Origin of the sequence: Rhodobacter sp. 24-YEA-8 (genome assembly GCF_900105075.1) — a bacterium.
GTDB lineage: Bacteria > Pseudomonadota > Alphaproteobacteria > Rhodobacterales > Rhodobacteraceae > Pseudogemmobacter.
In genome coordinates this window covers 506424-529921 of sequence record NZ_FNSK01000001.1, presented here as the reverse complement: position 1 = coordinate 529921, position 23498 = coordinate 506424, and the positions used below count along the sequence as shown (strand labels likewise).

The following is a 23498-nucleotide window of genomic DNA, read 5'->3' as shown; positions in this document are numbered from 1 at the left end:
TTTGCGGGGGCAAAAACGCCCCGCTCATAGACATCCGTGTTTCAGCAGCCAGTGCCGCGCAGCACCACGCTCACCGTCCGTGCCAGAATACGCAGGTCAGTCATCAGAGAGAGCTGTTCCTCATAGACCGCATCATATTCCGCCCGCGCCTCAAAGGTCGTGCGGTTGCGGCCTGCGGTCTGCCAGTAGCCTGTCACACCCGGGCGCAGCGCATAATAAGCCGTGCCGGGATAGAGGTCGCGCTGGTTCAGCATCATCGGTCGCGGGCCGACAAGGCTCATATTGCCGATGAAGACGTTCCAGAGCTGCGGCAGCTCATCCAGCGACGAGCGACGCAGAAAATGGCCAAACCGGGTGACACGCGGGTCATTGCGCAGTTTTTGCGTGCTGTCCCATTCCGCGCGCGCCGCGGGATTGGCCGCCAGCCAGGCTTCCAGCCGCTGATCCGCATCAACCACCATCGAGCGCAGCTTCCACATCCGGAACGCACGCCCGCCTTTGCCGATCCGCATCTGGCTGTAGAAGGGGCTGCCGCCATCGCGCGCCACAAGGATCGCCAGCACAAGAACCACCGGCACCATAATCGGCACCGCCGCCAATATGGCGAACAGATCCAGCGCCCGTTTGAAAGCATGGCGATAGACACCGCCACGGCCGGGCAGGTTCAACACCTGCTCGCCATTATCAGGTGCTTTCCGCAACAATGGTGAAGCGCCCGCAGCCCCTGCGGTTTTTGCTGACATGATTGACATTGTCAGCGCTCGGTCAACAAATTCGGCGAATGAGGCACAGCACAGACCCCCCGGGTGACGATATTCACCGTCGCCACATCAAAATTTGGCAGAACTTTTAACCACATTTACAGCACCCGGTCAGAATGCCCCCAGGGACTATTTTATCCGATGGCGATGGGGCGCGAAAAGCATGATCGCCATGTGATCACCACAATTCCGACGCAATTCAGAGATTTTTGGCCATAACAGGGGGGAAGCTCCTGTCTTCGCGCCGGAAATGTCACGTTCCGGCCCGGAAGCGCCCGGCGAAGGACACAAAGTCCCAGACGCGATTCGGAGCCGTTGATCGCCGAACAGCTTGCGGGCTTTCGGTGAGGCGGCTGAAAAGTCCCAAAATGTTGTTTCGTATTCTATTACAATCGGCGAGATCTGGCCGCTCTGCCCCCTGGCAACAGGCGTATCGCCGCGCGGTTTTTCAGGCGTCACCGGCGCCCGAGGTCTCTTCCCAGTCGCCTGTGTGGAAAAAAGCCATCGTCATAAGAGAGGTAGCCCCTGCCCCGGAATAGCAGAGCAGCCAGGCCAGAGGCGGGTGGCCCGCCATGACAGAGAGACTGAGCGCAAGACCAGCAACCAGAACCGAGAGCGCGAGATATCCTGCTATCATATGTCACCGCTACTTACACTACCTGCAACGCGGCGTGTCCCGACCTGGGGCCGCGGCTACTCCCCTCAGAACAGCGCAAAAGCAGGAATTTTGCAAGGATTGCTGTAAAACAGGTTAATAATTGCCGAATGTTGCGCAGAAAAACCACAGGGCAGCCCGCTCGCCTGCCAGGGATATCAGTCACAGGGTGACACAGCCGGCAGGCGATTCAGGCGGAGGAGGCTCTCAGTCGGCGGCCAGCTCTGACAGATAACGGCCATAATCATTCTTGCCGAAGAGCTTGGCCCGCGCGGCCAGCTGCGCCGCGTCGATCCAGCCCTGACGGAAGGCGATTTCATCGGGCGAGCCCACCTGCAGCCCCTGCCGCAGCGTCAGCGTGCGCACGAAATTCCCCGCATCGAGCAGGCTGCCATGGGTGCCGGTGTCGAGCCAGGCATAGCCGCGCCCCATCCGCTCGACCCGGAGAGTGCCCTCGGCCCGGTAGATCTCCAGCAGATCCGCAATCTCCAGCTCACCGCGTGCGGAAGGCTTCACCCGCGCCGCCAGTTCCGATGCGCGACCGTCAAGGAAATACAGCCCGGTCACGGCGAAATTCGATGGCGGATTGGCCGGTTTCTCGATGATTGCGCGCACATTGCCGTCGCGGTCGAAATCCACCACGCCATATCGTTCCGGGTCAGAGACGTGATAGCCGAACACCGTGCCGCCGGTCTCGCATTCTGAGGCCGAGGCCAGAACTTCCGGCAGACCATGGCCGAAGAAGATATTATCGCCCAGTACCATCGCGGAAGGCGCGCCATCGAGGAAATCTTCGGCCAGCAGATAGGCCTGGGCCAGACCATCGGGCGAGGGCTGGGTGATCCAGGTCAGGGAAAGGCCCCATTGGCTGCCATTGCCCATCAGCCGCTGGAACTGCATCTGGTCGTCTGGCGTGGTGATGATCGCAATCTCGCGGATGCCGCCCAGCATCAGCACCGAGAGCGGATAGTAAATCATCGGCTTGTCATAAAGCGGCAGCAGCTGTTTCGAGACGCCCATGGTGATCGGATAGAGCCGCGTGCCCGAACCGCCCGCCAGAATAATGCCTTTGCGTGCCATGCCCTGTGTCATACCGCCAGCTCCTTCAGAACCTCATCAAGCCCGCTCCGCCAGTCAGGACGCGGGATGCCGAACGCCGCCTCCAGCGCTGAACAGTCCAGCCGCGAATTGAGCGGCCGCTGCGCCGGGGTCGGATATTCGCGGGTCGGAATACCCCCGATCCGGCAGGAAAGCCCGGCACGGGTCATGATCTCGCGCGCGAAATCCGCCCAGGTCGTATCCGGCGCGCCAGAGAAATGATGTGTGCCCCCCGGCGCCCCCGCCTTCATCGCCTGCACGGCCACCAGCAGTGCATCGGCGATTGCCGAAGCCTGGGTCGGGCCGCCATGCTGATCTGAAACCACGTTCAGAGTCTCACGCTCGCGCCCGAGCCGCAGCATGGTTTTGACGAAATTCGCGCCATGGGCCGAAAATACCCAGGAGGTGCGCAGGATCAGATGCTGACCGCCGGCGGCGCGCACGCCTTCCTCGCCCTTCAGCTTCGAGCGGCCATAGGCGCCCAGCGGCGCGACCGGATCGCCAGGGCAGAAGGGCTGATCGCCCCGGCCCGAAAAGACGTAATCGGTCGAAATATGCAGAAAGGGGATCCGCGCTTTTGCGCAGGCCTGGGCCATGGCGGTGGGCGCGTCCCCATTGACCACACTCGCCAGCGCCTCCTCGCTTTCGGCCTTGTCGACCGCGGTCCAGGCAGCGGCATTGATCACCGCTTCGGTCCGCCCATCGGCGATCGCGGCCGCACAGGCGGCGGGGTCGGCGAGATCCGCGTGATCGCGGCCAAGGAACACCGCCTGCACGCCCGCCGGCAGACGGCGCTGCAATTCCGTCGCGACCTGGCCGGTCTTTCCGAAAACGAGCAGCTTCATGCCTTAACCCCCAGCCGCTCGCCCACGCCCCGACGGGCCAGCAATGGCTGCCACCAGGCCTCATTGGCGAGATACCAGTCGACCGTGCGCTCCAGCCCCTCTTCGACGGTGACCGACGGCCGCCAGCCGAGTTCCTCACGGATGCGCGAGGGGTCAATCGCATAGCGCGCATCATGGCCGGGCCGGTCGGTCACGAAAGTGATCTGATCGGTGTAAGAGCCCGCCCCTTTCGGGCGTTTGCGGTCAAGGATGGCGCAAAGCGTCTGTACCAGTTCCAGATTGGTACGCTCATTCTCGCCGCCGATATTATAGCTGCGGTTCAGCTGACCCTTTTCCACAACCAGCAGCAGCGCATCGGCGTGATCCTCGACATAAAGCCAGTCGCGGATATTCGAGCCATCGCCATAGATCGGCAGCGGTTTGCCGGCCAGAGCGTTCAGGATGATCACCGGGATCAGCTTTTCCGGGAAATGGAACGGCCCGTAATTGTTCGAGCAATTCGTGAGCACCACCGGCAGGCCGTAAGTCTCGGCCCAGGCGCGCACCAGATGATCCGAGGCCGCTTTCGATGCCGAATAGGGCGAGCGCGGGTCATAGGCGGTGTCTTCAGTGAATTTCACCGCCGGATCACGCGGCAGCGAGCCGAAGACCTCATCGGTCGAGATATGGTGAAACCGGAAAGCCGCAGGTTTGCCGGCACGCGTCCACCAGGCCCGCGCGGCCTCAAGCATGTTATAGGTGCCGGTAATATTCGTCTCGACGAAGTCCCCCGGCCCGTCGATTGAGCGATCAACATGGCTTTCCGCCGCCAGGTGCATCACTGCATCGGGCTTATGCGCGTCGAAAATCCGGTCAAGCGCCGCCCGGTCCCGGATATCAGCCTGTTCAAATGCGTAAAGTGGGCTGTTCCCGACTGCGGCGACATTTTCCAGGCAGGCCGCATAGGTCAGCGCATCGACATTCACAACACTGTACCCACGCGAGACCGCCAGCCGCACCACGGCGGATCCGATGAACCCCGCGCCCCCGGTCACGAGAAGCTTCATGCTTTCACCTCATATCGGAAGGGGCGGCCCGCATCTTTCAACATCGGCGCGGCCTTGTCTTTGTCGGACAAAACCGGCTGCGCGCCGTCGAGGCCCCAGTCAATCCCGATCTCCGGGTCATCCCAGCGGACGGCGCCGTCACAGTCGGGCGCGTAGAAATCGGAACATTTATATTGCACCTCGACATCCGGGGTCAGGGTGACAAAGCCATGCAAAAAGCCCTGCGGGATCAGAAGCTGGCGCCCGTTCTCTGCCGACAGCTCTTCGGCGACCCATTTGCCAAAGCGGGGCGAGCCTTCGCGAAAATCCACCGCCACATCAAGGATCGCGCCGCGGGAACAGCGCACCAGCTTGTCCTGGGCATGGGGGGAGGACTGGTAATGCAGGCCGCGCAAAGTGCCTTTTGCGGCGGAAAAAGAATGGTTATCCTGCACCCAGTCAATATCGATCCCGGCCTCTTTCATCCGAAGCGCATTGAACGTCTCGGTGAACCAGCCCCGCGCATCGCCAAAACGGCTCGGCGTCAGCAGGAGGACTTCGGGAAGGGCGGTGGCTTCGGTCTGCATCTGGGTGGTCTTCCTCAGGGGTCGCAATCGGGGCGGGCACAATCAGTCGGGGTCACAATCAGGCATCGTCATCAACGGGCATTGCCCCTCCATAAGCCCCGCGCCGCCTGTCGCAAGTGCTGCAGCTTTCGGGGCACGGAACAGGCCGCATCCGTCATATCTATCCAAATAATGTCAGCAATTCGTCACGCCCGGACCAGCAAAGTGCAATTATCAGCACCAGTGCCAGCGCGGCGGCCGTCAGATCATGGCGCGGATCCCAGGCCTTGTGACGCCGCGCCAGCCGGATCAGGAAGGGATGTGTCAGCGCCAGCGCCAGCCCCTGGCCCAGAAGGGCGCCGCCAAGCCCGCCCCAGCCTGCGCCGATGATCAGCGCCGTGGTCTGCAACGCCGCCCTTATCGCCTGAACGAAGAAAAAGCCCCGCCCGTCTCCGGCCGCCAGGGCCGCCTGGTCATAGGTCAGCCCGATCAGCATCGGCATCTGCGCCATCGCCACCGCCGAGATGATCACGCCCACATCCTGGTAGCGCGCATCGTATAAAACGCCGGCGATCAGGTCGCCGCCCGCCGCCATGGCGCCCATCACCAAAAGCATCGGGATCGTCAGGCCAAAGCGCAAATGACGCAGTTTGCGCACGCCCGCCGGATCGGCATGCGGGCCCAGTTCGCGGTAGATCGGGATCATGATCCGCGTCACCACCAGCCCCGCCAACAGTACCGGGAAGGAGGCAAGGAAAAAGCCGATATTATAGTGCCCGAGATCGGCCATGCTGAGATAAGACCCCAGCACCGCCTTATCGCCCTGGGTCAGCAGGAACCCCGCGGCCGTCGAGGCAAGGATCCATTTCCCGAAATGCACCAGTTCGCGCGCGGCGTCGGGTTCCCAGCGGAAACGGTTGGCGGCTCCGGGCAGGAAGGCCGAGCTGAGGCACAGTTTCAGCAGGACCTGCGCCACCGCCCCCACCACCAGCGCCCAGATCGAGCCGGTGATCCAGGCGAAACCCACCATCACCACAATGCCGCCGATCTGCGCCGCGAGATCAAGAAGCGTCACCCGCACCAGAAGCAGATGTCGGTTCGCCGTGTCGATCCGCGTCGGGTTAAAGCCACCGATCAGCAGCGTCAGCCCCGCGACAGGCACCATAAGTGCAAGCTCCGGCACGCCGTAAAACCAGGCAGCGGGCCAGGCGACAAGGCAGGTCAGAACCCAGAGCCCCGCACCACGAAACACATTCAGCGTCCAGGCGGTGTTCAGAAAATCCGGGTCATCGCCCCGCGCAGAACGCGAGATCGCCGGGCCGATGCCGACATCGGAAAACATCTGAAGGCCGACCAGCACGACCATGACCAGCGCCATCACCCCGAAGGCCTCGGGATATAAAAGCCGCGTCAGAACCAGGTTCGACAACAGCCGGGCGAATTGCGCGAAAACGTAAGACCCCGCGACAAAGGCACCGCCGCCAAGCGCACGCCGGAAGAGGCTCTTGCCTCCGGTCAGTTCCATGATCTGCCCTTTTCTGCCCTGCCCCGGCCCGTCATACGACACATGATGCGGCCAGAAGTACCGCCGTCAGTGCCGCCATAAGTGCCCCTGTGCAACGCTTTGCCCTCATCCCTTTGGCCCGGGCGCTTTACGCTTGCAAGCGGCACGGCCGCACCCGATCCTGGCATTCGCTGCCGCTGCCATAAATTCGGATCATGAAACTCGCCTATCTGGTCAACAGCTATCCGCTGCCCTCGCAGACTTTCATCCGCCGCGAGATTCACGCGCTGGAGCGGATGGGCTGGCAGGTGCATCGTTTCGCCATGCGCTCGGCACACGCGGCACTGGTCGAAGCCGCCGATATTGCCGAAGACAGCCGCACCGAACATTTGCTGGAACACGGGCTGTTCCGTCTGATCCGCAGCGCCATGCCCTTCGCCCTGCGCCGCCCTGGCGCAGCCTGGCGCAGCCTCAGACTGGCGCTGAAATGCGGGGCCAATGGCGCGGGCGGCGCGCCCGGAACCGGCGGGCGGCTGCGTCATCTGGTCTATTGGATCGAAGGGGCCGAGGTCGCGCGGCGCTGCCACCTGGCGCGCCTGCCGCATATTCACGCGCATTTCGGCACCAATTCCACCACGGTTGCCATGCTTGCGGCCGAAATCGGCGGGCTTGGCTTTTCCTTCACCACGCATGGGCCCGAAGAGTTCGACGCCCCCCGCGCCCATAATCTCGGTGAGAAAGCCGCGCGCGCCGATTTCTCGGTGGCGATTTCGTCTTTCGGGCGCTCGCAGCTTTGCCGCTGGGCCGGGGTGCAGGACTGGCCAACGATCGAGGTCGTGCATTGCGGCATCGAGACCTGGCGCTTTCCCGAGCCCGCACCGATGCGCGATACCGGACCGCGCCGCCTGGTCGCCATTGGCCGCATGTCGGAACAAAAGGGCTTTCCGCTGCTGATCGAGGCAATGACGCGGGTGAAAACCGATCTGCCCGATCTGCGCCTCACCCTGATCGGCGAGGGCGAGCTGCGCCCGATGATCGAATCGCAGATCCGCGCGGCGGGGCTTGAGGACCGCATCACCCTGACCGGCTGGCTTGATGAGGCAGGTGTCCGCGATGAACTCGCCCGCGCCCATGCACTCGTGCTGCCCTCTTTCGCCGAGGGCCTGCCGATGGTGCTGATGGAGGCTTTCGCCGCCGGGCGCCCCGCGATTGCCAGCGCCATTGCCGGCATTCCGGAACTGGTCACGCCCGGCACCGGCTGGCTGGTGCCCGCAGGTGACGCCGATGCGCTGGCCGATGCGATGCGCGGCTTTGCCGCGGTGCCGGTCGGGGTGCTGGCCAGGATGGGGCGCGAGGCGCGGGCCGATGTCTTTGCCCGCCATGACATCAATATCGAAGCCGCAAAGCTCGCCCGCCATTTCCGCGCTGCGATGCGCCTGCCGGCCGAAGGCCAGGATCCGGTCAGCGACCACGGGTGAACTCCGTAGTGCCGCGCCTGAGCCGCACCGCCAGTGCAACCGCCGCATAGGCCGCGAAGCCCAGCGGGTCGCGCGCCGCGAGCCGCATCAGCCCGCCCGCGCCCAAAGAGGCCTTGCCCTCGCGTTCCAGAATGCCGGGACAGGTCGCGGCGAGTTCGCGCACGCCAAGATCCTGACGGCGGCGTACCCTGACCAGGGCGGCAAAGCCTTCGACCATCGGCCAGGAATAAGGTGCGGCGATCTGCACCCGCTCCTCAGGCTCGAATTGCAGCCGCACGAAAGTGTCATCCGAGATCAGCCGGGGAAATTCCCCCCATCGCGCGCGGCCCTCCGGGTTGGTGGCGTAAAGCCCGTAGCCCGGCGCAGTGCTCTGTGCGAAAGGCAGGCGCTGCCAGAACCGCGCATAAGCGCGGGTGATCCATGACTTCGCCCGCGGGATCCGCGGCGTGGCCCCGGCATAAAGCGCGCGGGGGCTGGCCAGCGCCGCCACCAGCCCCGCCATCACCCCCGGTGACACCAGGCAATCGGCATCAAGCCAGGCGAGAATGCGCCCCCGCGCCACCACCTCGCCCGCATTCAGCGCGCCTGGTTTCGAGCCCTCGGCGAGATCAAGCACCGTCATCTCCCAGCCCTCCGGCACCGCGACCCGCCGCGCGAACTCTGCCGTGCGGTCGCGGCAGCCATTAGCCACCACAATCACTTCGGCCCCTCCTGGCACAGGATCCGAGGCAAAGACCGCCATGAGGCAGGGGCCGATCCAGGCCTCCTCATTCGAGGCCGGGATGATGACGCTGAGCGCGGACGGCGGGTTCAGCATGTGCCACAGGCCCGGATCAGCGCCCGCCAGCGCGGATTGTCATCCGAGAGATGCCTGAGCGCCCCCCAGCTGCCATGCCGCCCAGGCGTCGCGACAAAGCCGTAATGGGTGAAAGGCGCATCGGTCAGCGCAGCCCAGGACGCGAGCAGGTCCTCATAAAGCACACCCATTCCGTCCGAGTAATTCAGAGCGGTAAAAAAGGCAGTAACCTCGGCGTCATCGGCGACCGGTCCGATCCCGGTCACATGGGTGCCCCCCTCATACATCACCAGGCGAAGCCCGTGTTTTCTTGCGATTTCAGCCTGATAGGGCCAGACCACATCGATCAGATGGGCAAGCGTGTCATCAGGCCTGCCGGAAACCGCGCCATCGCGCAGCTCGGCCACCGCGCGCTCAATCGCCTCGTCGAGCCCGTATTTCTCGCCCCAGGCCTCCAGTGACCGACCTTCAAGCCCCAGCCGCGCCGCGTGATCCGTTGCTGCCGCCTTGCTTTCGTCAAGCCAGGCACGGATCATCGGCAGACGGTCCTCATGGCCCAGCGCGCCCGAGAAATAGCCGGTCACCGCCCAGGCATCAAAGCTGATCACCGGTGCGGGCCGCCCCTCATCCGTCACCTGCTTTGGCGCAAGAATATGCTCTTCCAGCCCCAGCCAGCCGGTCTGGGTCGACAGGACCCGCACCAGCCGCGCCGGATCAGCTATTTCCTCAGCCCAGATCGCCATGGCCTCGGCCGCGCGCAGCGCATAAAAGGCGAGCCAGCCGCCCTCCCCGCCCCAGCGGGCCTTTGCCTGCTGATCCGCCCATGCGGCCTGGGAAAACTGCCAGTTCCAGACCTCGTTGGAATATTCCACCCAAGCCATACGGCCCGGCGCCAGACCTGTTGCCACAATCTGCGCCATCTCGCGCAGCAGCGCATCCGACGCCATATGCGGCAGCGTGATCCAGGGATCGGCCTCCAGCCGGTTCGCAAGCTCTACCACGATCTCGACCGGAACGCCGCGCCGCGTCCAGGTGTAATCCCCGGGCCGGGGCCGGTCTTCGGGCGTGATCAGCAGCGAGTCATTGGTCTGCAGCCAGTCCATGAAGCGCAAAAGCCCGATCCCTTTGAGCCGCGCAAGGAAATCGGGGTTGAAAACCTCACCCGCCGCCATGAGCGCCTCACGGTCTTCGCGCAAGACGCGGATGTCGCGGACCGGATCGGCGGGATCGCTGGCGGTGATGCGCAGATCGACGAGCCCCGGTCCTGGCGTAAAATCAAAGATGATCCGGCTGCCATCCCTGCGCGGATTGCGCGCAAGCCCGCCAACCGCAACATCACCAGTGCCGCCCCAGGTCACGAGATAACGGCCGGCCAGATCGCGCGCGCCGGGCGGCATATCGGTCAGAAGCACGGTGCCGATGGCGTCGAGTCCTTCGGGGATGCGCCGCGGCCAGCCCTGATCATCCAGCACGCCCGCCGCTGCCAGCGCGTCATGCTCCTGGCCGCCCCATTGCCCCGGCTGATGCCCGATCCAGTCGCGCGCCGATTTCATCACATCAAGGAAGGGCTGCTCCGGCGACCAGTCGCGCCCGCCCAAAAGCCCCATGCCGAGGCCCCGCGCCCTCGCCTCTGCCCAGGCGATGCCGGGCAACAGCGGCACAGCCATCGCGCCCGAAACAGCGCCCGCAACGGTTCTGCCAAAAGCCCGGCGGGTCAGCGCCACCCTCACGGCTCCCGCCTTTGTACCACACCGCTTGGCGGATAGGCGGTCACGACATCCCAGGCGATTTCCTGCATCCGCCTTGCCGCCACCGGATCAATATTGATGCGGCTGCCATCGGCACGGGAGACTGCGACGGGCAGCCCCACCGGCGAGCGGCCATAGATCACCGCATAATGTGCCACCGCCATCAGCCAGGCGCCGGTATCGTTGAAATGGATGTCATCGCTCAGGAAATCCTCGACACCCCGAAGGCCAGGCAACTCACCCGCCTCTGCCGCGCGAACTGCTGCGGCCATCACCTGGCCGCCCGGGATGACATGGATGGTGCCGGTGCCCTCTGCCGCCATGGCCGGGCGGAGCAGCGCGCCCTCCCACAGGGCGGGCAGGTCCTGGCCGATCCGCCCCAGCCAGTCGCCGGGGTCGTTCGACGTGTCGTTCAGCGAATGCCAGGTCTCGTAAAGATAGACCCGCGCATCAGGACGCGCCTTGCGGATCTCGGCCGCCCAGAAGGCCAGCGCGCCCGGCGCATCATGCCAGCGGATCGCGTCTTCCAGCGCCACCATCTCGGTCAGCACCACCACCGGATATTCACCACTGGCAATGGCCTCACCCGCCGGACGGAAGGCGGTTGTCGCGTTTTCCTCAGCCATTCCGGCGACTTCGCCCTTGCGATGCGCGTTCAGGCTTGCCCCCCAGCCGAGCTGACTGTTCCAGTCATGCCCGGCGAAGCCCGCGAGAATCGCCGGCATATCGCGCCCGGTCAGCGAATGGCCCAGATGGTAGACCGCAACCGGCCCGACCGGTAGTGCCAGCGGCACCTCATAGCGCGCGGCAAATTCCTCCTGCGACAATTCGCGCCCCAGCGCCGCGCCGGGCAGCACGAATGGCAGGCTCAGCACCGCGCCCAGAAGAACGACGCAGGCCAGAATGGCGCCCGCCAGCAGAAGAATCGGCTTTTTCACAGCTTGTTCCCTGGCTGCCACAGAAGGATCACCGGATGATTTTGCCCTTAATTCTTCGCAGTTACCACAGCGGGGCAGAAAAAGCTGCGTTTCCAGGCTGAAAACGATGCGAAAACCGGCCCCTGCCCGCCACGTCGCCGCGTGACGCCCGCAGTTTCACGCGCCCGCCCACCGACCGCCCGGTGACATTCCTCCGGGCTGCGGCTATTCTCCGCGCCGCCTCCGGGGAACAATCGGAGGGCGTCTGGCAGGAAGGGCAGAAGCGGGTGACACGCGCCAATGATCGCATCGGTGATCGCATCTTTGCGGGGGGCGCTGAGGCGCCGGGCCGGCGCGAGCGGCTGGCAAATCGCTATGCAGCCTGGGCCGCGCGCCATGCAAAACCGGCGGACGGCTTTTCGCTGCGCCCCGAACCACGCTCCATCGGGCTTTATGCGCGCGGCAAGCAGATCATGGCCGGGAATATCGTCCTGGCCGGCCATCTGGTCGAGGCCGGGGACGCAACTGCCGAAGCCGAGATCTGGGATCTGACCGCGCCCGACCCCGCCTTTACCGAAGAGGCGCATGGCTTCACCTGGCTTGATGACCTGGCAGCGCTTGGCACATCGCGGGCGCGCGACCGGGCCCGTGCCTGGACCTGGAGCTGGATCCGGCGATTCGGCGATGGCACCCGCCCCGGCTGGACCCCGGCGCTGACGGGCAGACGGCTGATCCGCTGGATCCACCATTCCGATTTCCTGCTCGAGGGCGAAGCACCTTCAGACCGCGCCCGATTCTTCGCCTCTCTCGCGCGGCAGGCGGGGTTTCTGGCGCGCCGCGCGGCTTCGGCCCGACCTGGCCTTGCCAGGATCGAGGCGCTGACCGGCCTGATCTACACCCATCTCTCGCTGGAGGAAGAGGCGCCAAAACTGGCCCAGGCCCTGACCGCTCTGGCAAAGGAATGCGACGAGCGCATTGACCGCAGCGGCGCGATCAACAGCCGCAACCCCGAGGAATTGCTGGAGATTTTTACCCTACTCGGCTGGGTGGTGCAAAGCCTCTCGGATGCGGGGCACACGGTTCCGGTAGCGCTTTCGGCGGCTTTGGATCGGATCGCGCCCTGCCTGCGCGCGCTGCGCCATTCCGATGGCGGGCTGGCGCGCTTCCATTCCGGCGGTACAGGGACGGAGGGGCGGCTTGACCAGGCACTCGCTGCCTCACGGGCGCTGCCCGCGGCGGGGCATGTTACTCTGGCGATGGGCTATGCACGGCTTTCCGCCGCCCGCACCAGCGTCATTCTTGATGTGGCCGACCCGCCCGGTGGCCCGGCGGCGCTTCATGCACATGCCTCGACCACCGCGTTTGAGCTGAGTTCCGGGCGCCGCCCGCTGATCGTCAATTGCGGCCCGGGTCAGAGCGCCGGGCCGGAATGGCGGCTCGCGGCACGGGCGACGCAGTCGCATTCGGCCCTGTCGCTGACCGGGTTTTCCTCGTCGCGCTTCGGAACCTCGACCAGCCATCTGAGCGAGCGCGCCCATGTCTCGGACCTGCATTTCGCCGGAGCCGACGGTGCTTTCGTGCGGCTCAGCCATGATGGCTGGCAGGCAGGTCACGGCCTCATCGCCACACGCGAGCTGCATCTCTCGCCTGACGGGCGGCGGCTGAGCGGCACGGATCTTCTGTCCTCGACCACACCGGATGCCCGCGCGCAGTTCGACCGGATGGTAGAACGCTCGCCGCTCGGGGGACTGCCCTTCACCATCCGCTTTCATCTGCATCCCGATGTCGATGCCTCGCTGGATATGGGGGGCGCGGCGGTGTCGATGCAGCTGCGCTCCGGCGAGATCTGGGTTTTCCGCCATGACAGCGGCGCCGATCTGTCGCTGGAGCCTTCGGCCTGGCTTGAACGTGGCCGGCTTGCGCCCCGCCATGCACAACAGATCGTGTTGTTGGGCTTTGCCCAGCACTATGACAACCGTATCGGCTGGACGCTTGCGAAAGCCCAGGATACTCCGCTCGCGATCCGCGATCTGGACCGGGATGACCCGGTTCCCATCTGAATTACCCGTCAGAGAGGCCCCATGTCGATTTCCGCGCCCAGCTCCGCTGCCCCTACGACGCCCGTCCGCCCGCGCCGCGCCCTTTTGTCGGTATCGGACAAGACCGGGCTGATCGGGTTTGCACGCGCGCTGCATGGCCACGGGGTCGAACTGCTCTCGACCGGCGGCACTGCAAAAGCGCTGCGCGAGGCGGATCTGCCGGTGAAGGACGTGGCCGAGATCACCGGTTTCCCGGAAATGATGGACGGCCGTGTCAAGACACTGCATCCGATGGTGCATGGCGGGCTGCTAGCTTTGCGCGACAATAAAGATCATGTCGCGGCGTTGGAGGATCACGGGATCGGCGCGATCGATATCCTGGTCGTGAACCTCTACCCGTTTGAAGAGACCGTGGCGAAGGGCGCCGATTATGCCACCGCAGTCGAGAATATCGACATTGGCGGCCCGGCGATGATCCGGGCGGCGGCCAAGAACCACGCCTTTGTCGCGGTGGTGACCGATACCGAAGATTATGCCGGTGTAATTGCAGAAATCGAACAGAATGGCGGCACGAGCTATGCGTTCCGCCAGCGGCTCGCGCTGACCGCTTATGCCCGCACCGCGGCCTATGATACCGCCGTGTCGACCTGGATGGCGGCGGCGATTGCGGAACCCGCGCCACGTTACCGCGCCATGGCCGGCAAACTTGCACAGACCCTGCGTTATGGCGAGAACCCGCATCAGAAAGCGGCCTTCTACCTGGACGGATCGAACAGGCCCGGCGTCGCCACCGCAAAACAGTGGCAGGGCAAGGAGCTCAGCTACAACAATATCAACGATACCGATGCCGCATTCGAGCTGGTTGCGGAGTTTGCGGGCCAGGGCCCGGCGGTTGCCATTATCAAACATGCGAACCCCTGCGGCGTCGGCAAAGGGTCTTCGTTGCTCGAGGCTTACCAGCGCGCCTGGACCTGCGACACCACCTCGGCTTTCGGCGGCATCGTCGCGCTGAACCAAGAACTTGACGCTGCCACCGCCGAAGAGATCGTGAAGATCTTCACCGAAGTCGTGATCGCGCCTTCGGCCACCGATGCGGCGAAAGCGGTCTTTGCGGCGAAAAAGAACCTGCGCCTCCTGACCACGGGCGCGCTGCCGGATGCGTCGCAGGGCGTGCTCTCGTTCCGCCAGGTCGCGGGTGGCTTTCTTGTCCAGGACTCGGATGTTGACACCATCACGCCCTCCGATCTGAAAGTGGTGACGAAACGCGCCCCCTCGGACCAGGAGCTGGAAGACCTGTTCTTCGCCTGGAAAGTCGCGAAACATGTCAAATCGAACGCCATCGTCTATGTGAAAGACGGGGCCACGGTCGGCATCGGCGCGGGCCAGATGAGCCGCGTCGACAGCACCATGATCGGCGCGAGGAAAGCCGGCGAGATCGCCCAGGCACTGGGGCTGAGCGAAAGTCCGGCGGTTGGTTCGGTCGTCGCCTCGGACGCCTTCTTCCCCTTTGCCGACGGGATCGAAGTTCTGGCGGGGAATGGTGTGAAAGCCGTGATCCAGCCCGGCGGTTCGATGAAAGATGCCGATGTGATTGAAGCCGCGGACCGGCTTGGTCTTGCGATGGTCTTCACCGGCCAGCGCCATTTCCGGCACTGACATGCGCGCAGCCTGGCTTTCCGCCCTCATCACCTTCGGCCTCGACCAGGCGTCCAAACTGGCGGTGGTCCAGGGGCTCGATCTTATCAGCCGCGGCGAGATCGATGTCTGGCCGCCCTTCCTCGTCTTCCGCATGGCCTGGAATCGCGGCATCAATTTCGGCCTCTTTGCCGGGGATGCCGAGGCGGTGCGGTGGGGAATCGTTCTGGTCTCGCTGGTGATCTCGGGCTGGGTCTGGATCTGGGTGCGGCGCTCGCGCCCTGGCACCCTTGCGCAGATTTCCGCCGGTCTGCTTGTCGGCGGTGCGCTTGGCAATGTGATCGACCGGATCTGGTACGGCGCGGTGGCGGATTTCCTCAATACGTCCTGCTGCGGATTCGAGAATCCCTATGCGTTCAACGTCGCCGATATCGCGATCTTTGCCGGGGCCCTTGGCCTGGTACTCTTTACCGGCAAGCCGGCTGAGGGCAGGAAATCGGGGGCAAAAAAGGGCTGAGCCGGATTTCTGACGGTGCCGGGCCGGTGCCCTGGCCGAAAGACCCCGTGACGCGACCAATCCCATAGGCTAAGAGACTTCAAAGGCCGAAGGGCAGCATAAGACGGAAAGACGAATGCCGGGGAACAGGATGCAGGCAAGACCGGGCAAGGGCATGATCGCGCTGACGATTGCGCTGGTGCTGTCCGGATGTGCCGCCGACAAGGGCGATTCTACCGATCTGATGCGGCTGCGCTCGAAAGACGGGCCGGATGAATTCGCGGTCCTGCCGCCGAAGGCGCTGGAAATGCCCACCAGTCTCAAGGACCTGCCCGCGCCCACGCCGGGCGGCGGCAACCGCACCGATCAGCGCCCGCTTGATGATGCTGTGGTGGCGCTTGGCGGTAAGCCCGGCGCCTCGGGTGGCATCCCCGCCGCTGATTCCGCACTTTACGCCCATGCCGCGCGCAATGGCACCCAGGCCGATATCCGCAGCCAGCTGGCCTCGGAAGATCTGCAATGGCGCCGCGACAACAAGGGCCGCATTCTTGAGCGCATGTTCAGCGTCAACACCTATTACCGCGCCTATAAAGACCAGTCGCTGAATCAGTATCGTGAACTGGAATACTGGCGTTCTCGCGGTCTTTTGACCCCATCTGCTCCGCCGGAAGGCTATGACAAGCAGAAGGAAGAAAAGGAACGCCAGAAGAAGAAGCGCGGCGGCCTCCAGCTGTTCTGATGTCGGGGATGCGCCCGTAAGCCGCGCGCCCCGGACCTCAGCCGCCAGGAGCCCGTTAAACCTGCCTCTTGCCGGGCAGCGCACGGAATACAGCGGAAAAACATCGGAGGACGGATGCGTCTTGTGACCCGACTTGCCCGTAAAGCCAGGGGAAAAACCCGCGGCTTTGCGAGGATCATGCCTGCCTTGCCGCTGCTTGCGGCACTGTCGGCCTTTGCCGCCCAGGCCGAAACGGTTTCGGCTTTCCGGCTGGAAAACGGTCTCGATGTGGTGGTGATCGAAGATCACCGCGCCCCGGTCGTCGTCCAGATGATATGGTATCGCGCCGGCGCCGCTGATGAGACTGCAGGCAAATCCGGCATCGCCCATTTTCTGGAACATCTGATGTTCAAGGGCACCGACAAAGTGCCCGCCGGCCAGTTCTCGGCCACGGTCGAAGCGCATGGCGGTGATGACAATGCCTTCACCTCCTGGGATTACACCGCCTATTTCCAGCGCATTGCCGCCGATAAGCTGGAAATGGTGATGGAGATGGAGGCCGACCGGATGCGGGGGCTGAAACTCGACCCCGCCGTAGTGCTGACCGAACGCCAGGTGATCCTTGAGGAACGCGCGCAGCGCACCGATTCCGATCCGGGCGCGCTGCTGGGCGAACAGATGCGGGCGGCCTTGTTCCTGAACCACCGCTACGGCGTTCCGATCATCGGCTGGCGCCATGAGATTGCCGAGCTGACCCGCGAGGATGCGCTGGCCTGGTATGAGCAGTATTACGCCCCGAACAATGCCACGCTGATCATCGCGGGCGATGTGACCCCCGATCAGGTGAAGGGACTGGCCGAAAAATATTACGGCCCCATCGCGCCCTCGGAAGGCATAAAACCGCGCATCCGCCCGCAAGAGCCGCCGCATCTGGCGGAACGCCGGCTGGCCTATGCCGATGAGCGGGTCTCTGACCCCTATGTTTACCGCTCTTACCTGGCGCCGGAGCGCAATCCGGGCGATCAGAAGACCGCAGCCGCATTGTCGATCCTGGCCGAGCTTCTCGGCGGCAATGGTCAGACGGCGATCCTGCCGCGCGCGCTTCAGTTCGATAGCCAGGTCGCGGTCTGGTCTTCGGCCTTTTACGATGGCACTGCGCTGGATGACGCGACTTTCGGGCTTTATGTCGTGCCCGCACCCGGGGTGAGCCTTGGCGAGGCAGAGGCCGCGATGGATGCGGTTCTGGCGAAATTCCTTGAGGAAGGCCCCGATCCGGAGGCGTTTGACCGGATCAAGACCCAGATCCGTGCCTCGGATATCTATGCCAAAGACGATGCGATGGGGCTGGCAAAACTCTACGGCGAGGAGCTTTCGGTCGGCCTCGGCCTTGAGGATATCCAAAGCTATACGTCGGTGCTGGATGAGGTGACCATCGAAGATGTGATGCAGGCCGCGCATCAGGTGCTGAACCGCAACAATGCGGTGACCGGCTGGCTGGAGCGCCCGCCGGAAGCCTCGCCGGAAGCGTCACCGGACCAATCCGCCTCTCCGGCTGAGGCAGCCCCCGGGACGGAACCGGCAACAGGTGAAACGGAGGCCGCAGAATGATGTTTCGTGCTCTGGTCGCAGCTTTTGCGATCCTTCTCCCCGGTCTCGCCTGCGCCGATATTCCGATCAAAGAAGTGAAAAGCCCAGGCGGGCTGACCGCCTGGCTGGTTGAAGATCACAATATCCCCTTCACCGCGCTGGAGATCCGCTTTCGCGGCGGCACCTCGCTGGATGATCCGGGCAAACGCGGCGCGATTTACCTCATGTCGGGGCTGATCGAGGAAGGCGCCGGCGATCTCGACAGCAAGGGCTTTGCCGAGGCGCGAGACAGTCTTGCGGCCTCGTTTTCCTTCGCGGCTTCAACCGATACCTTTTCGGTCTCGGCCCGGTTTCTGAGCGAGAACCGCGATGAGGCGGTGGATCTCCTGGCCCTGGCCCTGAACAAGCCGCGCTTTGATGAAGATGCGGTGATCAGGGTGCGCGAACAGGTGCTCTCCGGGCTGCGCTCGAACCTGCGCGATCCTTCTTCGATTGCGTCGCAGACCTTTGATCAGCTGGCTTATGGCGAACATCCCTATGGCAGCACCGGGCGCGGCACGCTTGCATCGGTTGCGGCCCTGAGCCGCGACGATGTCGTCCAGGCATGGAAGACCGCTCTTGCGCGCGAGAATGTCTATATCTCGGCTGCAGGTGATATCACCGCCGAAGAGCTGGGGCTGATCATCGACCGCGTGCTGGGCGGTCTGCCGGAAGCCGGCGCCCCCCTGCCCGGGGCGGCGCCCTGGCTGCTGCCACCGGGGGTGAGCGTGATCGATTTCCCCTCGCCGCAATCGGTGGTGGTGTTTGGTCAGTCGGGAATTTCGCAAAAGGATCCGGATTTCTTTGCCGCCTTCATCCTGAATGAGGTGATGGGCGGCGGGCGGTTCTCGGCCCGGCTGATGACCGAGGTACGCGACAAGCGCGGCCTGACCTATGGGATCGGCACCTACCTCGTGGGGATGGATCATTCGGACAGCTATCTCGGGCAGTTCCAGGCCTCAAATGACAAGGTCGCCGAGGCGATCAGCGTGATCCGGGCGCAATGGGCAAAAATCGCGATCGAAGGGATCAGCGAGAAAGAGCTTACCGATGCGAAGACCTATCTGACCGGCGCCTATCCGTTGCGCTTTGACGGCAATGCGCCGATTGCCTCGATCCTTGTGGGTATGCAGATGCAGGGGATGCCGATCGACTATCCGAACACCCGCAATGCGAAGATCGAAGCGGTCACGATGGAGGATGTGAAACGGGTCGCGGCGCGGCTTTATCAGCCCGAGGCCCTGCGTTTCGTGGTGGTGGGCCAGCCGGTGGATGTGACCCCGTCACCGTGACGCGCGGCGCAGCACCTGACAGGGCGGTGTTTTCCTGAACAAAGCCGGGGAGGGCTACCCTCCCCGGCCCCCTCCCCGCCGCGCGCGGGGGGATCTGTGCGGGGAGACCCGCAGGCCGGGCAAGATCTGGCGGGCCTTTCGCGACTCGCCATCCGCTGCTAGATATTGCGGCATGAGCCAGTTCGCCCCCAACCTCTCGCAAGAAACCACGCGTCCTGTGATCCGTCAGCTGGACGAAGCCGCGATCAACCGCATCGCCGCAGGTGAAGTTGTGGAGCGGCCCGCATCCGCCGTGAAAGAGCTGGTGGAAAACGCGATAGACGCAGGCGCGACACGGATCCGGATCGAATATACCGATGGTGGCAAGACGCTGATCCGGGTCACCGATGATGGCTGCGGCATGACGCCCGAGGATCTGCCGCTGGCGCTGAGCCGCCATGCCACCTCGAAAATCGACGGCAGTGATCTGCTGAACATCCGGTCTTTCGGGTTTCGCGGCGAGGCGCTGCCCTCCCTGGGCGCCGTCGGGCGGCTGGCGATCACCTCGCGCGCGGCGGGATTTGACGCAGCCCTGATCACCTGCACCGGCGGGCGGCTTGACGGGCCACGACCGGCCGCACTGACCTCGGGCACCGTGGTCGAGTTGCGCGATCTGTTCCATGCAACGCCCGCACGGCTGAAATTCATGCGATCAGACCGGGCCGAGGCCCAGGCGATCCATGAAGTGGTCAAACGTCTTGCCATGGCCGAGCCGGCGGTGGGCTTTACCCTGTCCGAGGTTACCGCAGACGGGCCAAGAGTGATCCTGCGCCTTGACCCCGAACAGGGCGATCTGTTTGACGCATTGCAGGGGCGGCTTACGCGGGTCATCGGCGCGGATTTCACCGCCAATGCCATGGCGATTGATGCCAGCCGCGACGGTCTCGCCCTGCTGGGCTATGCCGCGCTGCCGACCTATTCGCGCGGATCCTCGACGCAGCAATATCTCTTCGTCAATGGTCGCCCGGTGAATGACCGCCTGCTGCTCGGTGCGCTGCGGGCCGCCTATTTCGACGTGCTGTCACGCGACCGCCATCCGGCGGCGGTGCTGAACCTGATTGTCGATCCCGAACGGGTGGATGTGAACGTGCATCCGGCGAAATCCGAGGTGCGGTTTCGCGAGCCCGATGCCGCCCGCTCGCTGATCGTCACCGCGATCCGGACGGCCCTGAGCGGAGCGGGCCATCGGGCCTCGACCACCGTGGGGGCCGAGACAATCGGGGCTTTCCGGCCGGGCCAGAGCCTCGCGCCCCAGCCGATGCGACCGACTTATGCGCATGACCTGCCGCACCGTCCTGCGCAGAGCAGCCTCGCCCAGGCCTTCGCCTTTCAGGCGCCCCTGCCCGCCCCGGGCTTCGCCGAAGCCCCTCAGGTCAACACGATTGCAGACCTGGGCGCGACCCCGGCGCAGATCCGGGATCAGGATCCGGCAGGGCCCGCGCCCGCGCCGCAGAGCTTCCCCCTCGGCGCCGCGCGTGCCCAGCTGCACGAAAACTGGATCATCGCCCAGACGCCGGACGGCATCGTCATCGTCGACCAGCATGCCGCACATGAACGCCTCGTCTATGAACGGCTGAAGGCGCAGATGGCCAGCCGCGAGATCCCGCGTCAGGTGCTGCTGATCCCCGAGATCATCACCCTCTCTTCGCCCGATGCCAGCCTGATCCTCTCGGCTGCTGAAAGCCTCGCCGGCGCCGGCCTCATCATCGAGTCCTTCGGCGGTTCGGCGATATCGGTGACCGAAACCCCGGCGATCCTCGGCGAAGTCAACGCGGCCGCGCTGATCCGCGATATTCTCGACGAGTTGTCGGATCAGGGCGACAGCCAGCTGACCCGCGCGAAAATCGACGCGGTGCTGTCGCGCATGGCCTGCCATGGCTCGGTCCGCTCTGGCCGGCAGATGCGCCCCGAAGAGATGAACGCGCTGTTGCGCGAGATGGAGGTCACACCGAATTCCGGCCAGTGCAATCACGGCCGCCCCACCTGGGTCGAGCTGAAGCTCCATGATATCGAACGGCTTTTCGGGCGCAGATGATCACGCTTTTCGGCCAGACTTATGCCTGGAGCGCCCCTGAGATCCTGATCGGCGGCGCGATCGGCTTCGGGATCATTGCCCTTCTGATCCTGATCCTGCGGGCCGCCAGTCGAGCGGGCAATTCCGCGCAGCCCCTGATGAACGAGATCGCCTGGATGAGCCACCGCGTCCAGGCCCTGTCCGAGGGGCAGGAGCGGCTCTCGGGCGGGCTGAGCCATGTATCTGAAGCGCAGGCCGCATCGCAGGTCTCGATGCTGAAACTGATGGAAGCCCGCCTTGCCGATGTGCAGCGCCAGATGACCGAGGCGCTGCATGGCACATCGACCCGCACGGCGCGGTCTCTCGGGGAATTGCACCAGCGGCTGGAAACCATCGACAAGGCGCAGGAAAAGATCGAGAAACTTTCCGGCAACGTTCTGTCCTTGCAGGATATTCTGGCAAACAAACAGACCCGGGGCGCCTTTGGCGAGATCCAGCTGCATGACATCGTCTCGAAAGCGCTGCCCGCCGACAGCTATACGATGCAGGCGACGCTTCCGAATGGCCGCCGTGCGGATTGCCTTGTGCATCTGCCAAAGCCTCCCGGCCCCATCGTGATCGATGCGAAATTTCCGCTGGAACCCTACGAGGCGCTGCGCCGCGCCGAAAACCCGCGCCAGAGCCATGAGGCTGCCCAGCAGTTGCGCCAGGCGCTGCGCGCCCATATCCGCGCCATCTCCGAGCGCTATATCCTTGAGGGCGAGACCGCAGATGGCGCGCTGATGTTCCTGCCCTCGGAAGCGGTCTATGCCGAACTGCATGCGAATTTCCCCGAGCTCGTGCGTGAGGGGTTTGCCGCCCGGGTCTGGATCGTCTCGCCCACAACCTGCATGGCGACGCTGAACACCATGCGCGCGGTGCTGAAAGACGCGCGGATGCGCGAACAGGCCGGCGCCATCCGCAAAGAGCTCTCGCTTTTGTCGCAGGATGTGGATCGGCTTGGCGCGCGGGTCGGCAATCTTGACCGTCATTTCCAGATGGCGGTGCGGGATATAGAAGAGATCCGTATCTCTTCGGACAAGGCCGGAAAACGAGCCCGCCGGCTTGATAATTTCGACTTCGAGGAGCTGGCCCCGGACGCCACGCCCGTCCTGCCGGGCCGGGACGCCGGGCCGGGCTGAACCGACAGTGCCATGCAAAAAGCGCAAGGCTGCCTGAAATGTCACGGGGGCAGGATCGCGGCCCTCGCCCCTGTTGCAGCCCTGTTCTCCGTGATAGCGGTGACAGCATCATGAGCGCGCCCCAAAACACCCGACTCGGTATCCTGCTGATGATCGCCACTTCGGCGATTTTTGCGATTCAGGATGGTCTTTCGCGCCATCTCGGCGAGTCGGTGAACATCTATATGGTGGTGATGATCCGCTTCTGGTTCATGACCGTTTTCGTGCTGGCGCTGGCCGCGCGCAGCCCGGGCGGGCTGAAAGCGGCGGCAAAGAGCCGCTATCCCCTGTTGCAGATCCTGCGCGGCTTTCTGCTGGTGGCAGAAATCTGCGTCATGGTTGTGGCCTTCATCAGACTTGGCCTGATCGAGACCCATGCGGTTTTCGTGGTCTATCCGCTGCTGGTGACGCTGTTTTCGGGCCCGATCCTTGGTGAAAAAGTCGGCTGGCGGCGCTGGCTGGCGGTGCTGGTTGGTTTTATCGGGGTGATTGTCATCCTCAACCCGGGCGGCGGCGTTTTCACCCCCTGGGCGCTTTTGCCGCTTTCGGCTGCGGCCATGTTTGCGCTTTACGGGCTGTTGACCCGCTATGTGGCGCGCGAGGACAGTGCCTCGACCAGCTTCTTCTGGACCGGGATTTCGGGTGCCGTTTTCATCACGCCTTTCGGCTTGATGCACTGGCAGAACATGTCCGGCTTCGACTGGAGCCTGATGGCCATTTTGTGCTGCACCGCCGTGCTGGGGCACTGGCTGCTGATCAAGGCCTATGATGTGGCCGAGGCCTCTGATATCCAGCCCTTTGCCTATTTCCAGCTGCCATTCGTGTCTTTCCTCGGTCTGGTTTTCCTCAATGAGAACCTGCGCATCAATGTGGTGATCGGGGCGGTGATCGTGGTCGCGGCCGGGCTTTTCACGCTCTGGCGGCAGCGGGTTCGCGCACGGAACAACAAAGCTCTGTGACAGAGCCCCCGGCGGGTGGGAATGGCGGCTTTCTGCGGTTGCTCTGCCCCCGGGCCGCGCGTAAAAC

General features: G+C 64.3%; 20 protein-coding genes. 10 read left to right on the top strand and 10 right to left on the bottom strand.

The window, feature by feature from the left end; translation table 11 throughout:
* Positions 1 to 41: 41 nt before the first annotated feature.
* The 7 genes from BLW25_RS02570 to BLW25_RS02545 all read right to left on the bottom strand — a co-directional run bounded on the left by BLW25_RS02570 (position 42) and on the right by BLW25_RS02545 (position 6475).
* Positions 42 to 743, bottom strand: a complete 702-nt coding sequence (locus BLW25_RS02570; protein WP_092901387.1) for a sugar transferase — start codon at positions 741 to 743, stop codon at positions 42 to 44.
* 466 nt (positions 744 to 1209) lie between these two features.
* Positions 1210 to 1398, bottom strand: coding sequence for a hypothetical protein (locus tag BLW25_RS23845; RefSeq protein ID WP_143040420.1), 189 nt, complete (start codon positions 1396 to 1398; stop codon positions 1210 to 1212).
* Positions 1399 to 1623: 225 nt separating this feature from the next.
* A complete protein-coding gene (gene rfbA / locus BLW25_RS02565; RefSeq protein WP_092896052.1) occupies positions 1624 to 2508 on the bottom strand; it encodes a glucose-1-phosphate thymidylyltransferase RfbA in 885 nt (294 codons plus the stop codon).
* The gene (gene rfbD, locus BLW25_RS02560; protein ID WP_092896050.1) at positions 2505 to 3359 is read right to left on the bottom strand and encodes a dTDP-4-dehydrorhamnose reductase; all 855 of its coding nucleotides are present in this window, start codon (positions 3357 to 3359) and stop codon (positions 2505 to 2507) included. Before rfbD ends, rfbA begins: the two co-directional genes overlap by 4 nt.
* The gene (gene rfbB, locus BLW25_RS02555; protein WP_092896048.1) at positions 3356 to 4405 is read right to left on the bottom strand and encodes a dTDP-glucose 4,6-dehydratase; all 1050 of its coding nucleotides are present in this window, start codon (positions 4403 to 4405) and stop codon (positions 3356 to 3358) included. The genes rfbD and rfbB overlap by 4 nt, the downstream gene beginning before the upstream one ends.
* A complete protein-coding gene (gene rfbC / locus BLW25_RS02550; protein WP_092896046.1) occupies positions 4402 to 4971 on the bottom strand; it encodes a dTDP-4-dehydrorhamnose 3,5-epimerase in 570 nt (189 codons plus the stop codon). The genes rfbB and rfbC overlap by 4 nt, the downstream gene beginning before the upstream one ends.
* A 160-nt stretch (positions 4972 to 5131) precedes the next feature.
* Positions 5132 to 6475 (bottom strand): oligosaccharide flippase family protein, encoded by a 1344-nt coding sequence (locus BLW25_RS02545; RefSeq protein WP_092896044.1) that lies wholly within the window; start codon positions 6473 to 6475, stop codon positions 5132 to 5134.
* Positions 6476 to 6669: 194 nt separating this feature from the next.
* Here BLW25_RS02545 and BLW25_RS02540 point away from each other — a divergent pair, with 194 nt between their 5' ends.
* A complete protein-coding gene (locus BLW25_RS02540; protein ID WP_092896042.1) occupies positions 6670 to 7932 on the top strand; it encodes a glycosyltransferase in 1263 nt (420 codons plus the stop codon).
* Here BLW25_RS02540 and BLW25_RS02535 read toward each other — a convergent pair.
* The 3 genes from BLW25_RS02535 to BLW25_RS02525 are packed head-to-tail and all read right to left on the bottom strand — an operon-like array spanning position 7916 to position 11414.
* On the bottom strand, positions 7916 to 8749 hold the full coding sequence (locus BLW25_RS02535; RefSeq protein WP_092896040.1) for a glycosyltransferase family 2 protein: 834 nt from the start codon (positions 8747 to 8749) through the stop codon (positions 7916 to 7918). The genes BLW25_RS02540 and BLW25_RS02535 overlap by 17 nt on opposite strands.
* Entirely contained in the window at positions 8743 to 10452 is a 1710-nt protein-coding gene (locus BLW25_RS02530) for a hypothetical protein (RefSeq protein ID WP_092896038.1), read from the bottom strand. The genes BLW25_RS02535 and BLW25_RS02530 overlap by 7 nt, the downstream gene beginning before the upstream one ends.
* A 2-nt stretch (positions 10453 to 10454) precedes the next feature.
* Positions 10455 to 11414 (bottom strand): hypothetical protein, encoded by a 960-nt coding sequence (locus tag BLW25_RS02525; protein WP_092896036.1) that lies wholly within the window; start codon positions 11412 to 11414, stop codon positions 10455 to 10457.
* 266 nt (positions 11415 to 11680) lie between these two features.
* Here BLW25_RS02525 and BLW25_RS02520 point away from each other — a divergent pair, with 266 nt between their 5' ends.
* The 9 genes from BLW25_RS02520 to BLW25_RS02480 all read left to right on the top strand — a co-directional run bounded on the left by BLW25_RS02520 (position 11681) and on the right by BLW25_RS02480 (position 23431).
* Complete coding sequence (locus BLW25_RS02520) at positions 11681 to 13453, top strand: heparinase II/III family protein (protein ID WP_253188178.1); 1773 nt, start codon at positions 11681 to 11683, stop codon at positions 13451 to 13453.
* Between the two features lie 21 nt (positions 13454 to 13474).
* Positions 13475 to 15088 (top strand): bifunctional phosphoribosylaminoimidazolecarboxamide formyltransferase/IMP cyclohydrolase, encoded by a 1614-nt coding sequence (purH, locus tag BLW25_RS02515; RefSeq protein ID WP_092896034.1) that lies wholly within the window; start codon positions 13475 to 13477, stop codon positions 15086 to 15088.
* A gap of 1 nt (position 15089) precedes the next feature.
* Positions 15090 to 15584 (top strand): signal peptidase II, encoded by a 495-nt coding sequence (lspA, locus tag BLW25_RS02510; protein ID WP_092896032.1) that lies wholly within the window; start codon positions 15090 to 15092, stop codon positions 15582 to 15584.
* A 130-nt stretch (positions 15585 to 15714) separates the two neighbouring features.
* On the top strand, positions 15715 to 16302 hold the full coding sequence (locus BLW25_RS02505; protein WP_092901381.1) for a DUF3035 domain-containing protein: 588 nt from the start codon (positions 15715 to 15717) through the stop codon (positions 16300 to 16302).
* 177 nt (positions 16303 to 16479) lie between these two features.
* On the top strand, positions 16480 to 17889 hold the full coding sequence (locus BLW25_RS02500; protein ID WP_092901378.1) for a M16 family metallopeptidase: 1410 nt from the start codon (positions 16480 to 16482) through the stop codon (positions 17887 to 17889).
* Entirely contained in the window at positions 17886 to 19199 is a 1314-nt protein-coding gene (locus BLW25_RS02495; protein ID WP_394328420.1) for a M16 family metallopeptidase, read from the top strand. Before BLW25_RS02500 ends, BLW25_RS02495 begins: the two co-directional genes overlap by 4 nt.
* A 172-nt stretch (positions 19200 to 19371) precedes the next feature.
* Complete coding sequence (mutL, locus tag BLW25_RS02490; RefSeq protein ID WP_092896030.1) at positions 19372 to 21273, top strand: DNA mismatch repair endonuclease MutL; 1902 nt, start codon at positions 19372 to 19374, stop codon at positions 21271 to 21273.
* On the top strand, positions 21270 to 22433 hold the full coding sequence (locus BLW25_RS02485) for a DNA recombination protein RmuC (protein ID WP_092896028.1): 1164 nt from the start codon (positions 21270 to 21272) through the stop codon (positions 22431 to 22433). Before mutL ends, BLW25_RS02485 begins: the two co-directional genes overlap by 4 nt.
* Before the next feature lie 110 nt (positions 22434 to 22543).
* The gene (locus BLW25_RS02480; protein WP_092896026.1) at positions 22544 to 23431 is read left to right on the top strand and encodes a DMT family transporter; all 888 of its coding nucleotides are present in this window, start codon (positions 22544 to 22546) and stop codon (positions 23429 to 23431) included.
* Positions 23432 to 23498 lie beyond the last annotated feature (67 nt).

Coding starts and splice junctions, on each gene's coding strand:
- BLW25_RS02570 (WP_092901387.1), bottom strand. CDS start 743: ATGTCAGCAAAAACCGCAGGGGCTGCGGGCGCTTCACCATTGTTGCGG.
- BLW25_RS23845 (WP_143040420.1), bottom strand. CDS start 1,398: ATGATAGCAGGATATCTCGCGCTCTCGGTTCTGGTTGCTGGTCTTGCG.
- rfbA (WP_092896052.1), bottom strand. CDS start 2,508: ATGACACAGGGCATGGCACGCAAAGGCATTATTCTGGCGGGCGGTTCG.
- rfbD (WP_092896050.1), bottom strand. CDS start 3,359: ATGAAGCTGCTCGTTTTCGGAAAGACCGGCCAGGTCGCGACGGAATTG.
- rfbB (WP_092896048.1), bottom strand. CDS start 4,405: ATGAAGCTTCTCGTGACCGGGGGCGCGGGGTTCATCGGATCCGCCGTG.
- rfbC (WP_092896046.1), bottom strand. CDS start 4,971: ATGCAGACCGAAGCCACCGCCCTTCCCGAAGTCCTCCTGCTGACGCCG.
- BLW25_RS02545 (WP_092896044.1), bottom strand. CDS start 6,475: ATGGAACTGACCGGAGGCAAGAGCCTCTTCCGGCGTGCGCTTGGCGGC.
- BLW25_RS02540 (WP_092896042.1), top strand. CDS start 6,670: ATGAAACTCGCCTATCTGGTCAACAGCTATCCGCTGCCCTCGCAGACT.
- BLW25_RS02535 (WP_092896040.1), bottom strand. CDS start 8,749: ATGCTGAACCCGCCGTCCGCGCTCAGCGTCATCATCCCGGCCTCGAAT.
- purH (WP_092896034.1), top strand. CDS start 13,475: ATGTCGATTTCCGCGCCCAGCTCCGCTGCCCCTACGACGCCCGTCCGC.
- lspA (WP_092896032.1), top strand. CDS start 15,090: ATGCGCGCAGCCTGGCTTTCCGCCCTCATCACCTTCGGCCTCGACCAG.
- BLW25_RS02505 (WP_092901381.1), top strand. CDS start 15,715: ATGCAGGCAAGACCGGGCAAGGGCATGATCGCGCTGACGATTGCGCTG.
- BLW25_RS02500 (WP_092901378.1), top strand. CDS start 16,480: ATGCCTGCCTTGCCGCTGCTTGCGGCACTGTCGGCCTTTGCCGCCCAG.
- BLW25_RS02495 (WP_394328420.1), top strand. CDS start 17,886: ATGATGTTTCGTGCTCTGGTCGCAGCTTTTGCGATCCTTCTCCCCGGT.
- mutL (WP_092896030.1), top strand. CDS start 19,372: ATGAGCCAGTTCGCCCCCAACCTCTCGCAAGAAACCACGCGTCCTGTG.
- BLW25_RS02485 (WP_092896028.1), top strand. CDS start 21,270: ATGATCACGCTTTTCGGCCAGACTTATGCCTGGAGCGCCCCTGAGATC.
- BLW25_RS02480 (WP_092896026.1), top strand. CDS start 22,544: ATGAGCGCGCCCCAAAACACCCGACTCGGTATCCTGCTGATGATCGCC.